This is a genomic window from Chishuiella changwenlii, assembly GCF_900142565.1.
GTDB lineage: Bacteria > Bacteroidota > Bacteroidia > Flavobacteriales > Weeksellaceae > Empedobacter > Empedobacter changwenlii.
In genome coordinates this window covers 126,103-139,392 of the sequence record NZ_FRBH01000011.1, presented here as the reverse complement: position 1 = coordinate 139,392, position 13,290 = coordinate 126,103, and the positions used below count along the sequence as shown (strand labels likewise).

11 protein-coding genes are annotated in these 13,290 nt (G+C 26.7%); 5 read left to right on the top strand and 6 right to left on the bottom strand.

The window, feature by feature from the left end:
• Positions 1-443: 443 nt before the first annotated feature.
• Genes BUA86_RS13955 through BUA86_RS13935 form a run of 5 tightly spaced genes read left to right on the top strand, consistent with a single transcriptional unit; the run spans position 444 to position 2,882 of the window.
• Positions 444-1,055, top strand: coding sequence for a LemA family protein (locus BUA86_RS13955; RefSeq protein ID WP_072933684.1), 612 nt, complete (start codon positions 444-446; stop codon positions 1,053-1,055).
• 14 nt (positions 1,056-1,069) lie between these two features.
• Positions 1,070-1,510, top strand: coding sequence for a TPM domain-containing protein (locus BUA86_RS13950; RefSeq protein WP_072933682.1), 441 nt, complete (start codon positions 1,070-1,072; stop codon positions 1,508-1,510).
• On the top strand, positions 1,491-2,288 hold the full coding sequence (locus BUA86_RS16370; RefSeq protein ID WP_072933680.1) for a TPM domain-containing protein: 798 nt from the start codon (positions 1,491-1,493) through the stop codon (positions 2,286-2,288). The genes BUA86_RS13950 and BUA86_RS16370 overlap by 20 nt, the downstream gene beginning before the upstream one ends.
• Positions 2,289-2,335: 47 nt before the next feature.
• Positions 2,336-2,566 (top strand): hypothetical protein, encoded by a 231-nt coding sequence (locus BUA86_RS13940; protein ID WP_072933678.1) that lies wholly within the window; start codon positions 2,336-2,338, stop codon positions 2,564-2,566.
• Entirely contained in the window at positions 2,556-2,882 is a 327-nt protein-coding gene (locus tag BUA86_RS13935; protein ID WP_072933676.1) for a type II toxin-antitoxin system RelE/ParE family toxin, read from the top strand. Before BUA86_RS13940 ends, BUA86_RS13935 begins: the two co-directional genes overlap by 11 nt.
• A 118-nt stretch (positions 2,883-3,000) precedes the next feature.
• On the opposite strand, the gene BUA86_RS13930 is transcribed toward BUA86_RS13935, so the two are convergent.
• The 6 genes from BUA86_RS13930 to BUA86_RS13895 form a co-directional block, all read right to left on the bottom strand.
• Entirely contained in the window at positions 3,001-3,396 is a 396-nt protein-coding gene (locus BUA86_RS13930) for a hypothetical protein (protein WP_072933675.1), read from the bottom strand.
• A gap of 188 nt (positions 3,397-3,584) precedes the next feature.
• Positions 3,585-3,953 (bottom strand): hypothetical protein, encoded by a 369-nt coding sequence (locus BUA86_RS13925; RefSeq protein WP_143147338.1) that lies wholly within the window; start codon positions 3,951-3,953, stop codon positions 3,585-3,587.
• Between the two features lie 1,368 nt (positions 3,954-5,321).
• The gene (locus BUA86_RS13910; protein WP_072933667.1) at positions 5,322-5,720 is read right to left on the bottom strand and encodes a hypothetical protein; all 399 of its coding nucleotides are present in this window, start codon (positions 5,718-5,720) and stop codon (positions 5,322-5,324) included.
• Between the two features lie 230 nt (positions 5,721-5,950).
• Positions 5,951-6,514 carry a hypothetical protein gene (locus tag BUA86_RS13905; protein ID WP_072933665.1) on the bottom strand — a complete coding sequence of 188 codons (564 nt, stop codon included), beginning with the start codon at positions 6,512-6,514 and terminating at the stop codon, positions 5,951-5,953.
• Positions 6,501-10,079: a DUF6443 domain-containing protein gene (locus tag BUA86_RS13900; protein ID WP_072933663.1), complete on the bottom strand. Its 3,579-nt coding sequence runs from the start codon at positions 10,077-10,079 to the stop codon at positions 6,501-6,503. Before BUA86_RS13900 ends, BUA86_RS13905 begins: the two co-directional genes overlap by 14 nt.
• A 5-nt stretch (positions 10,080-10,084) precedes the next feature.
• Positions 10,085-13,288, bottom strand: coding sequence for a hypothetical protein (locus BUA86_RS13895; RefSeq protein ID WP_072933661.1), 3,204 nt, complete (start codon positions 13,286-13,288; stop codon positions 10,085-10,087).
• Positions 13,289-13,290 lie beyond the last annotated feature (2 nt).

The following is a 13,290-nucleotide window of genomic DNA, read 5'->3' as shown; positions in this document are numbered from 1 at the left end:
TAAGTAATAAGTAATAAGTAATAAGTAATAAGTAATAAGTAATAAGTAATAAGTAATAAGTAATAAGTAATAAGTAATAAGTAATAAGTAATAAGTAATAAGATAAATTATTAATTTTCTTGTATAAAAGTTGTTAAGCTTTTTTAAGAGATATAATTTTAATTAATTTAAATTGTCACTCTGTGCCTGTCGAAGCATATTTTTAGCTTCTTATCTTACTAATATTTTGTCAGATGAAGTGTTTTTTGAAAAGAAGTATAAAAGTCTTTGACAAGAATTTTAAGAAACTATCTTAACTTCTCGATACAAAATTCTATCAAATTTCACAGTTTGCTCTTCACATACTAAATAATTCTCATTACTAAAATAGTATCTCATATCTATGATATTATTCTCATAAAAAAACACTATTTTTACTTAAGAATAAATTATAAAATAACACTATGAAAAACAAAGGATGTCTAATAGGAGGTGCTGGATTTATAGGAATTATTATCATTTTCGGACTTTGGTTAATGTCTGCTTACAATGGTTTAGTTCCAATGCAAGAAAGCGTATCAGCTCAATGGTCAAATGTTGAAAATACATACCAAAAACGTTCAGATTTAGTAAACCAATTAGTAAGTACGGTAAAAGGTGCTTCAAACTATGAAAAAGAAACATTAACAGCTGTTATTGATGCTCGTGCAAAAGCAACTTCAACTCAATTAAAAATTGATGATGCTTCTCAATTAACAGAAGAAAATATTGCAAAATTCCAAGCTGCTCAAGATCAATTAGGATCTTCTTTAAGCAGATTATTGGTTTCTGTAGAAAGATATCCAGAATTAAAAGCTGTAGGTAATTTTACAAACTTACAAGCATCTATAGAGAGCATGGAGCAAGAAATTTTATTCGAAAGAAAAAAATACAACGAAGTTGCACAAGGTTTTAATGCAAGAATTAAAAAATTCCCTGTAGTTCTATTTGCTAATATGGTAGGATTTAAAGAAAAAGGATATTTTAAAGCTACTGCTGGAACTGAAAATGCACCAACAATAGATTTTTCTAAATAAAAAGAATCATCATTATGGGAAAAAAGAAACAAACATTTCTTTCTTCAAAAGATGAGAAAAAAATAATCGAAGCAATACAAAAAGCGGAGAAAAATACAAGTGGAGAGATTCGAATTCATATAGAATTCGAATCCTCTTCTGATCATTTTACGAAAGCTTTAGAAGTTTTCGAACGTTTAGAAATGCACAAAACCAAAGATCGTAATGGTGTTTTGTTTCATCTTTGTCCAACAGATCATAATTTTACAATTGTTGGTGACGAAGGGATTCACGAAGTTACTCCAGAAGATTTTTGGGACGATATAAAAGAAGAAGTGATTAAACACTTCAAAAAAGAACATTATGTAAAAGGGCTTTGTAAGGGAATTAAAAAATCCGGAAAAGCTCTAAAAAAATATTTTCCATATAAGGAAGATGATGTAAACGAATTACCAGATGAAATTAGCTACAGCTAGATATTTTTTCTTAACTTTTTTCTTTTCTATTTTAATCGCATTTGGACAAACTCCAGATGAGTTGGTTAAGATGGAGAATCCCCCTAAAAAGTTAGTGCAAGATTATGCACAAATTTTTGATGCAAAGCAATTAAATGATTTAGAAAATAAATTGGTTGCTTATGACGATTCTACTTCAACACAGATTCTAGTATTAACTGTAAAATCATTAGATGGTTATCCATTAGAAATGTTTGCAAATGATATTGGAGAAAAATGGGGTGTAGGGACAAAAGGAAAAGATAATGGAATTGTAATTGTCTTAAGCGAAAAGGATCGTAAGATTACAATCCGAACAGGATATGCTGCTCAGATTTATTTTCCACCAAGTGTCAATAAATCAATAATAGATAACGTTATTATACCTTATTTTAAACAAGGAGATTTTGCGGGAGGAATAAATGCTGGAGTAGATAATATTTTTAAGGCATTTGCAGGTCAATATAAAAACGATCAACCAAAGAGTAATAATGTTGATATTTTAGTCATATTTTTTGTAATAGCCTTTTTCATTTTTATCTTTTATGTTGCTTCAAAAGGAAGTGGAGGTAATAATGGTAATGGAGGAAACGGAGGTAGACGAAGAAGTATTTTAGATGATATTATTATTATGAATACAGGTAGCACAATCTTCGGAGGTGGCGGATTTGGTTCTGGATCATCTTCGGGTGGAGGAGGAGGCTTTGGCGGTTTCGGAGGCGGAAGTTTCGGAGGCGGTGGAGCATCAGGAAGTTGGTAAACTATTTTTTTAATAAATTAGCTGTTTAATATTTAAAAACAGAAGTAATGACAACGCAAGAAATCTATATCGTAGAGCCATCTACATCGGAAGAAGCGAAAGCATTGAAAGCTTTTGCGAAAGCATTGAAAATTAAAATTACACGACAAAATATTGAGAATACAGATTCTGTAGAGGATGTGAAAACAAGTTTGAAAAAATCTGTAACTGAATTGAATCTAATAAAAGAAGGGAAACTGAAAGGGATTTCTACGAAAGATTTATTGGATGAATTATAATATTATTGTTACACCTGAGTTTCTTAAAGAAGCTAAAAAACTTGGAAAGAAATATCCATCATTGAAAGAGGACCTTTCTATTTTATTCGTAGAATTAGAACAGAATCCTACGTTGGGAACTGCTTTGGGAGATAATTGTTACAAAGTACGTTTGGCAATAAAATCTAAAGGAAAAGGTAAAAGTGGTGAAGCAAGAATTATAACCCACATTATTATTGATAATGAAACAGTTTTCTTGCTTTCTCTTTATGATAAAAGTGAAAAAGATTCTATTTCTAATAAAGAAATTAAAGTTTTACTGAGACTTATAAAATAAACAAAGCCAGCATATAGCTGGCTTTGTTTATTTAAAATTATTTTTTTGTTATCACGAGCAGAATGCTGGTGATAGGTTTGTGTTTTGAATTAATATTTTGGAATAATATATTTAAAATCTACTTTAGAGATTGTTTAAGATTGCTTATAAATGTATTAATATTTTTTTTATTCCATCCATATGATAATACTGAAGGATATAAACCATTAGGATTACATATACTGTTAACATATATATGATTATCCTTATATATAATAGTTATCATTTCGCCCCAACTTCCTCCAGTAGAAATATCAAATTCTCTGTGAGCTTTCGTTATTTGATTGCTTTGATAATCTATAATCCAATTTAATTCTATTGAGGTTTCTTTAATAGCGTCTTTAATTTCTTTTTTTGATAGATTGGTTTTGAAAATTTTAAATTTCAATCTTCTTCTTTGGATATAAAACATTATTATAATTAAAATGAAAAGAATATAATAATATTGCTTTAAAACAAATTCACTATTCTTCATAAAATCTAAATATATAATTCCTAATAAGCCATTTAAGATAAAAAAACATACTGAATAATGGAAAAAGTATTCAATAGGTCTCAATATTACTCTTTTTTTTGATATCATTTGTGAAATTAATATTTTCTTAGTTATTCACGAGCAGGATGCTCGTGCTGGAGGGGACTTTTAAGATGTAATAATAAAGACTAAAACCTTTTTATAATCTCTATAATTTCTCCATTTGTATTAACTTTAGAATTTACTTTCAAAATATACTTTTCCTTTTTAATTAAGAAAAATTTTTCTCCTTTTATTTTATAAAGAGTATCCCCTTTTTCAATTGAATCACTAACATTAGAAAACCACCTACCAGCGTCAAATGTATCAATTTTATCTGTTTCAGGATTTTTTCCTTTAATAGTGAAAAAAGCAGACTTTATTTTATCTTCTTTATAACTTTTATTAGAAATAATATTAACAGAGTAATCTAATTCGAATTGTTCTTGTCCATTTGTAATATCCATTTTACATGAATTTAAAAAATAAACTATGCTGAAAATAATAATATTTTTCATAATTAAGGTTTGTATAATTTTCCTGTATTATAGAAAATGTATATGATTTAGTTACAGATACTCGCACTTGCTAAGGGTATAGTTGTGAATTTTTAATGCTATCTAAAGTAAAGAAACTTATTATTATAACTATAATAATTACCCATACTACAGAAAAATAAAAGAATTTAATTCTATAAGGTAAAGTTTCATATTTATCAATATAAATTTTCCATTCATTTGAAAAATCAAAAAGAATTGTATTTAGTAGAAATATAATTCCACATGGGATAAATATGATGGGATTTTCTAAGCTAAAATTTATTTTTACGTCATTAATAATACAGTAAATATATAAAATAGAATAATAGACAAACATTTCTAAGATATTAAGAGATAATCCAGCTTTAAAAGCTGAAAAGAATTTGGGAACAGATACTTTTTCCCAAAAAATGAATAATACATAAAAAATAAAGTAATATATTTTTTTCATCTTTCTAATTATTTTATACTCCATGGTAATATATAAAAATGAGTTTATTCATAATACCTAGATATTTTGCGAGTAAATTTATATCATAAATCTTCTTCAATCGGTTTTTATCGGATAATATTATAAAACACAAAAGCCGGCATATAGCTGGCTTTTGTTTATTTAAAATTAATCTTTTCTTATTTAGTCACGAGCAGGATGTTCGCACAAGCTAATGGATTCTTCATTTTTAAGTTTTTATTTTCTAGAAAATAAATTTTATAGTAATTATATAAACAAATTTTTTAAGAGTTGAAAAATTTTAACTTGTATAACAAAGATGATCAATAATCCTAAGAAGTTGAAAAAAACAAATAAAAATCTATACGGATAATTTAAAATTTTAGGACTATTCTTATACATTTTTATACTGTTATTTATTAAATCATCTGTATACAAATTATCAATAAGTCGTTTAATAAAATTAAGTCTAGTATACCCTATTAATATCAATGATGAAATGATAATTATTGCATAAATCTTTATCTGGTTTTCATCAGTTCCAACATATTGTTTTAGATAACTATTTCCATCAAAAATAAACCATAGTGGGTAAATTATAAAAAATATAATTAGATTGTATACATGAGAAGAAAAAGTTTCTTTAGATTTTTCTTTAGTTTTTTCATAATCTCCACTATAAGAAAATTGAAAAACATTATACACATGGTAATATATTATTCTTTTCATTTTTTTACTTCCTTTTGATTTTTAGGGTTTTTAAAAGTAAAATTATATCATTAATCTTCGTTAATCGGTTTTTATCGGATATTATAATAAATAACAAAAGCCAGCATATGGCTGGCTTTTGTTATTTGTATAAATATTACTATTCTACATTTTTAATATTAGTATAATCATCCAATAGTTTCTTTTATAAGTATACCTGTGAAAAATATGATAATCCAAAAAATCACAAAAACTAAAAAATTAGGTAATTTATCCAAAGTTCTTAAAATTTTAGATGAAGAAATTCTTTGCTCTACCTTATATAAGTTTTTTTTAAGATATATATAAATTACAATAATAATAGGTAATGTAAATAATAATAAATATGGAATCTTGCCTATACTTGCAATATAACTAACAAAATTAGAATTATATTGTTTTTCTATTGCACTTACTAGAATTGTTAGTAAAAGTGTTACTGGCATACCTAGGGCACATGCAGTAAATAAAAACTCAGCACCTTGGTATTGCTTTCCTTTCTTTGCCATCTTATATACTTTATAGGCTACAAAATCAAATACTATCATTTTTTATCAAAATTTTTCTCTTTCTGTCAAACTTTTATATTGTATATATTAGATATTTTGCAAGTAAAATTATATAATAAATCTTCGTTAATCGGTTTTTATCGGATAATATAATAAATTACAAAAGCCAGCAATATGCTGGCTTTTGATTATTTAATATTAATATTTTCTTACTTAGTTACGAGTAGGATGCTTGCGATGCAGGGTAATTTTTTGAATATTAAGTTATTTTATAATAATCTTAAATGCATAATATTGTCATCACAACTTACACAGTAAAAAAATGTTATTTCAGCATTTTCAAAAAATGAGTTTTCATCTGAAGGGGAGCTATTTTTATTAGATATTCCTATTATAATGTCTAAACTATTAGTATAAATTCCTGTTTTATTTTTTTTTCTAATATTCACATTCATACTAAGATTAAAATATCTCTTATTTTTTCTAGTTCCAAAAGAGCCAATATCAGTAATAAATATGTTATCTATAGTTTCCTCCTTTTCTATATTTAATAGGTCATCAATATTAAATAATTTATTTTCAACTATTTTTTTAAAATAAAATGGTTGTCCTTTAATGATAGGAAATAGAGATTCAATTTTTATATTTTTATCAAAAAGATAAACTTTATCAGAAACCTTTTCAATATTTTTAGAATATTTTGAATAGATTGTATCTTTACCTAAGGGTAAGATATTATTAAGACCGTAAAATTTAATAACTGCTTTTTCTTGACTAAATGAATTAGTTGAAATTAAAAAAACTGCTATTACTAAAAATTTATAGATGTTCATTTGGATCAATAATTTTATTATATTCTATTTTCATTTCTTCAGTAGGATCATTAATTATAAAACCTGTTGAATTATCATATATGAAATTTTCATAATTTACTAATTTATCAAAGGCGTAAGATAAAGCAGGTCCTACAAATTCTAAAGCTCCTAAAGCCCCAGATACAATTGTTTTAGCTGTATTGAAAAACATTATTTCTCTTTGACCTTTTTCAGAATTTTGATAATTTTTATTAGCCATAGCGAAAATTTGCACTATACTACCATGTTCATTTTTTATATTACTAATTTTTTCAATGTATTCTTTAAGATGAAATACTTCTGGTCTCTCTTCTCTAGAAATTTCTTTTCCGTTTTCATATATCATTGATTTTGTTTCTTCAAGATCTTTTTGTCCACTTTCATTTAATATTACAGTTTCAACATAATGACTTATTGTGTATCCATCAGAATTTCTTACTATAATTTCAAATACAATAGTATCTATCCCTCTAGTATGAGATAAATTTGTAGGGACAAATTTTTGTCTAAATTTAACTTCTTTGTTAGGCCCTCCTTTTTCTATGGTTAAACCTGCGCTAAATGTAACCATCCCATCTTCAAAACTTATACCAATTCCTTCTCCTGTATTATAAATAGTAATCTCTGGTCTCATACCATCTGGATCTATAAACAATATAGGATTATTAAATGCATAGGCATAAGTTGAATGACGTCTCATTTTTTCAGCTAATGGATCTACATTTATCCAACGACCAATAGCTGGGTCATAGTTTCTTGCACCATAATCGTATAAATTAATATATAAGTCATCTTTACCTTGCCATTCTTTACCATTGTATTTATAATTGTAATTCTGATTACCTGTTTTTCCTTCATTATACCCCTCATGTTTTAATCCATATGGATAATAATTATTTTCTTCTAATATTTTTAAAGAACCACTACTTTCTTTTTGATAGCTTAAACGTACATTTCCTAAATGATCCTTATAATTATAAACATAATTAAATTTTACACCATCTGATACATTTACATACCCTTCTGAAGTTGGGAAAAATTGTAAGACATTATTTTTATATTGAAAACCATTTATATAATCTGTAGTAACAATCTTTGTTTCATTTGTAACTATTTTTTTTAATTTTATACCATTTGAATCATATATATAATTAATTTTATTTGAAGTATTCCAAAAAATTTCTGTAGGCAAGTTTAATTCATTATAACTAATTTTTGTAATTCCTTTATTTAAATCTTTTATTAGGTTACCATTAACATCATAAGCATAATCGTTATGTGAATCATTTAAATTTACACCACGATATTTATTTTTGTCATTAAAACCGTCTTCAGTTTTATCATCAGTAACATTCAATAATTTATTTGAATTACTATTATAATCATAAATCAAATTATCTATGGAATAAATATTGGAATTTAGAGTATTTCCATTCCTTTCTATTCCTAGTATATTTCCATTTTTATCATATCCTTTTATTTTCTCATTATATGTACTTACAAAATTTTCGTGTTTAGTAATATTATCAACTGTTCCAAAATCAGCATTTAATAATCTATTCAAACCATCATAATTATATATATATGTTTTATATTCATCAGTATCATTGTAGGTTTTCCATGATATACTTGAAATATTACCATTAAAATAATTATTAGTATAATTTATTCTAAAACTAAATAAATCTTTATGTGTGTTTCCTCCTTTAAAATCAATATCATTAATGTCAGTCATCCATCCGCGAATGTTGTATTTATAATCGACATTTTGTAGTGGAGTAGAAGCATTGTCATTTCCAACTTTTTTAGAGATTAATTGATTGATTTCATTGTAAGTATTTTGAACAAGATACTCAATAGGTTCGCTATTTACTTGATGAGTATGCAGTTTCAGTAATTCATTATCGTAATAATCAAAAACCTCATTTATTATAATTTCTTCACTAAGTGGTGTTCCTTTCTGTTTTGTTAATTTACTAGTAACTTTTCCTCTGAAGTTATAATTAAAAACTGTTTTACTATAACCTTTTAAATGATTTTCCATATGATAATAAATTGGTCTTATATAATCTTTATCATAAAATGTAAATGATTTGTTCCAATTTGCTGAACCTAATACATTTGAAAATGTTGAAACAGCTAAACCTTTAGTTTTTAAATCATTTTTTCCTATTACTTTTTGATTAGTAATAGTAGGAGTTTCTATATCTAGATTATCATAATTGTCATAATAATTAACAGTAGTGACTACAGAAACATATTGATCTCCTCCATAAGCTCTTGTATAAAAGATGTCAATTCCTGAATGATGGTATGAACTTGTTACACGTTTCACATTGTTTGAACCTAAACCATTCACGTAATTTTGCAAAGTTTCTCTGCTTACATCAGGCTCAGGATGTTGTCCTTGTACAGCTAATCTACCAAATTTATCATATTGCATAAAAGTATAAAAACCTCCTCTTTCTCTTTGTAAAGCATCCTGAGCAGCTACTAAACGATCTTGTTTATCATAAACCATGTATTCTCTTCCTTTCCCAGGAAGTTGTTTTTCGACTAATCTATTTTTCTCATCATATTGGTATTGATAACCTAATTCAGCTAAACTAGTAGCATTAATTCCTACTTCAATTAACTTTGGTGGTAATACGTAGGTTAAATTTCCATAAACATCATATACATAGTAAGTATCATGTCTACCAGATGAATTTAAAGGAGCATTTTGTTTATGGGTAATCTCAATTCGTTTAAGAATTACTCTTCCCTCTTTGTCTTTAAATTCTTGTATAGGCTGACCATTTTCATCTGTGGTAATTGTTTTGTATAAGGTTCCAGCTGGATAATTTGTACCATTGTGTACTAAACTAGGAATATAAGTATCTGAAAGAGCAACATTATAAAGAAGAACATCAGAAGCTGAATTACTTTCATATGAAAAACCTATTTCATGTCCAGAACTCTTTTTCCACGATTCTCCAGGAGCAGCTTGAGATACTACACGATTAAGAGGGGAATTCTCAAATGTTTTTTCTGAATAAGGTGTTGTATCTCCTGTTAAATTAGTATAAAAAGAGGTTCCATCTGTTTCTTTACTAATCTTGTTACTAGTAGATTGAGTTGGGAAAGGTAAAAATTCTTTTGCTTGTCTTCCAAATTCATCATACTCAAAAGGAGTAACAATATTTTTTCCTGTTGTAGAAGCAGCAACTTGCAGACCTTGTTTTTCGCGTCCTAAACCATCAAAATAAATAACTGTTTCTTTTTTCTTTTTACATGCAGAATCTAAACATTCGGAAGTTTTAATGTAATTTTCTTCATGAGATGGAAGATGTGCTTCTAAATAATCGGGTATACCATTTCCTCTGGTGTCTATAAATGCTCTAAATTTTGTATTATTGCCGGCTTTTACGTGAAAACCTGGTTGCATAGAAATAGAAACCTTATCTGTAATTCTTATATTATTCGATGTAGTTGTATTCACTACTTGTTGTGCAAAAATGCACATAAAAAAATGAATAAAAACTAGGGTAGAGAATTTTTTCATAAAGATTAGTTTTTATAGTTGTATTCAAAGGTTTCTAAAATTTCACCTTTATCATTTTTAATTTCCTCCAAACGATTTGAATTATCATAATTATATTTTTCTATTTCACCATTAGGTTTAATAATTTGTTTAATTCCAACTAATGGCTTATGCAAGTATCCTGTAATTGTAGCTTCTTTATAAGTTTTTTGAAGATTTGATATAAATTCTGTTAACACATTATCATTAGTTTGGTTATTAATAGATGATATTGTTGCCGAATTAATCTGAGAAAGTGTTAAACCTTCAATTTTAGCTATGGGTAATGTATTATTATATCCGTATATTATAATCACAGGAATGTTATATTGACCAACTCTATATTGAGTAATATTTCCCTTAATATCGTAATTATCAAAATAAATTATGACATCATTTTCTGTATAATTATCATTTCCTTTCCTTTTTAAAATACGAGATTTCTGTAATATATTATTAAATTCATTATATTCAATGTATGTACTTGATACATACTGATTGTTTATTTTATTAATAATTGATAAAGGTTGATTAATCCTATTATTGGAAATTAAAATATTAGCTGTTGTACTTCCTTTAAAATCATAAGGATATTTATATTCTGTTATCAAGGCTTCATCTTTAGAATTGTAAATTATCTCTTCTTTTACAAAAGGGTAAATAGGATCATAAATAATTTCTTTCTTATTCGTTATAACTCCTCCATTTAAATATTCTTTTGTTTCTTCCTTAGATAGTAAATTTCTTTCTACACGAATTTTATTTTCATAATTAGTTGCTAAACCTTCTGGTCTAGTGTAATGAGGGTCATCATGGTAATTATTTATAAATCTTTGGAATGGGATAATTTCTTCATTAAACACAGTATGATTATATTCATTACTTTGACTTTGTAAAAGCACGTTAGAAGAATTATAAACATTTTTAGAAATTAATTTTCCTCTTTTTAAGTCATTGTCTATGTATGCAACATTTGGAAACGAGCTGTTTTGATGGAGTATATTTGTACAAACATCTCTATTATTAGGTATAGTTTTATTTATTATTTCTTCATTTGGAAAATCTTTTGAAGAAGTAAAACTATAGTCTGTATAACCATTACCTTGCTCGAAAACTTTTACTTTTGAGTATCCTACAAAGGCACCTTCTGTTAACTCTATCTCATTTTTTGGTTTATCAAAGGATACAAATGCCATGTTGTTTGTATTCGATGTATTAAATCCCCAAATTTGACCATAAACAGGGATATTATTTATAGTACCTGATGGTCTTCCATTATCACGATATTCATAATGTAATATTCTAGATTGTCCATTATCATCATTTATCGTTTGTTTTTTAATTCTTGCTCCTCCAGCTAAATATTCTATACCGTTTAAAAGAAATCGGTTATTTTCATATTCAAATTCAGTTGTTCCTCCAGTAGGAAGAGTTACTTTCTTTAATATTCCAGTAAGTGATTTTGAATTAGGTTCTAAACTAAAATTTCCTGGAATTAATTTTGTAAATGTTCCATCTTTTCGCTGAAAAGGCAGAATAGATAAACGTCCCTGATTTCTATGAAAATAAAGTGTAGGTATTTTGTTATCTAAATCATTCGCTTGCTCAACACCATTACCATTATAGTAACCAAGATAATCTTGTTGAGCAGAATGCACTCGAGGTAAAGGTTCATCATAGTAGTAATCAAAATTATATTTTTCAACTTTATTTCCAGAAGAATTTAAAACTTCTACTCCTTCAAGTTTTAGACGATAACATTCCCAATCAGTACAATTTGTTGATGAATTAAAGTAACTATGATTTAATTTTATCTTTTTTATAATTTCATTTCCACTTTTTACAATTATTTCATCAAGACTTTTTTCATTTGGATCATCTTTTCTATTAGTAGAATAAACAAAATCTATGGTATTATTTTCCCACTTTATTTGTTTAATTTTGTTTCTTTGCCTCTGAACAGAATAAAATTCTTGGGCTTTGTAATGTTGTTCATCTACTTCTCCCCAAGTAAAACCATTTTTATCTTTGTATTTAAAAGTAGGATATAAACCAAATGAACAACCTTCATTCCAGTTTCTACTACCATATGGATTATAAGCTCCTCTGTATACATCATTTGATTTCTCTCTTGTCGTTTTTATATAAGAATTAGCATATGTATCATATTTAAATTCAACTTTTTTGTTATTAAAATCTTTTATTTCGGATAAATGCCATGTAGTTGGATATGATTTATAGCCAAATCTAGTTTCTGAATAAATTGATGGAAGACCAAAGACTGTTTTTCCTAAGTTTAAAACATTCGGAATACTTTCAATAATATCAACTTGATCAAACTTATAATAACTACCATTCGTATTTTTAAATTCAAACTGCTTAAAATCATGCTTTCCATATTGGTAATGATCTTTGATTTGTATTGGTGTTCCCATAGGATTACCTCCATAACTAAGTATTAAGTGCAAACCTTCTATTCCTCTAATAGTTCTGTTATCAAATCCTATTTGATCAACATTTAAACTACCCGTAGAAGTTGAGCTAAAAAGTAGTTCTTTACCTGATAACTGTATTGGAGTAAACTGAGTTAGATCTTCATTATTTTTTAAATAAAAACTTGAACTTACATTAGGAGCAGATATATAAAATAAATCTGGAGAAGAATCTACTTTAGCTAATTCTTCAAAACCTCCTTCAACATGACCTAGCGAAACATGGCTTTTATATATATCTTCTATTTTTCGAAAATATCCAACTTCAGAGGCGAATTGGAAAGGTTCCCAACCAATATCCCAATCCTCTCTTCCATATCTCGCAGAAGTAAAAGTATCATCTTTTATATCTTTTATATTTCTAATGATACTTCCACCAGCAACCAATGACCAACCAAGACCAACATCACTTGCTATATCATCAACTTTTATTCCTCCAGAATTGTATGTTAAATATACAGGTACTGATATTTCACCATATTTTATATCATATATAGGGATTTTCAAATCAATTTTTCCTGTGTAGTTATTTGATTCGAAAAAAGTAGCTTTCTGAAATTGTGTAACTTCAGGTGTTGTAAATAAATTTGAAGAAACATCAAATGAATTTCTTTTATAACTAGTTTGATTTTGTTGTTGAGCACACAAACTAGTTGTATTTAAAATAATAAGTGATAATAAAAATATATTCTTCTTCATAA

What these genes read in the sequence shown, in the direction of transcription:
- BUA86_RS13905 (WP_072933665.1), bottom strand. Translation starts at nt 6,514, where the DNA reads ATGAACATCTATAAATTTTTAGTAATAGCAGTTTTTTTAATTTCAACT.
- BUA86_RS13910 (WP_072933667.1), bottom strand. Translation starts at nt 5,720, where the DNA reads ATGATAGTATTTGATTTTGTAGCCTATAAAGTATATAAGATGGCAAAG.
- BUA86_RS13950 (WP_072933682.1), top strand. Translation starts at nt 1,070, where the DNA reads ATGGGAAAAAAGAAACAAACATTTCTTTCTTCAAAAGATGAGAAAAAA.
- BUA86_RS13895 (WP_072933661.1), bottom strand. Translation starts at nt 13,288, where the DNA reads ATGAAGAAGAATATATTTTTATTATCACTTATTATTTTAAATACAACT.
- BUA86_RS13955 (WP_072933684.1), top strand. Translation starts at nt 444, where the DNA reads ATGAAAAACAAAGGATGTCTAATAGGAGGTGCTGGATTTATAGGAATT.
- BUA86_RS16370 (WP_072933680.1), top strand. Translation starts at nt 1,491, where the DNA reads ATGAAATTAGCTACAGCTAGATATTTTTTCTTAACTTTTTTCTTTTCT.
- BUA86_RS13940 (WP_072933678.1), top strand. Translation starts at nt 2,336, where the DNA reads ATGACAACGCAAGAAATCTATATCGTAGAGCCATCTACATCGGAAGAA.
- BUA86_RS13930 (WP_072933675.1), bottom strand. Translation starts at nt 3,396, where the DNA reads ATGAAGAATAGTGAATTTGTTTTAAAGCAATATTATTATATTCTTTTC.
- BUA86_RS13900 (WP_072933663.1), bottom strand. Translation starts at nt 10,079, where the DNA reads ATGAAAAAATTCTCTACCCTAGTTTTTATTCATTTTTTTATGTGCATT.
- BUA86_RS13935 (WP_072933676.1), top strand. Translation starts at nt 2,556, where the DNA reads ATGAATTATAATATTATTGTTACACCTGAGTTTCTTAAAGAAGCTAAA.
- BUA86_RS13925 (WP_143147338.1), bottom strand. Translation starts at nt 3,953, where the DNA reads ATGAAAAATATTATTATTTTCAGCATAGTTTATTTTTTAAATTCATGT.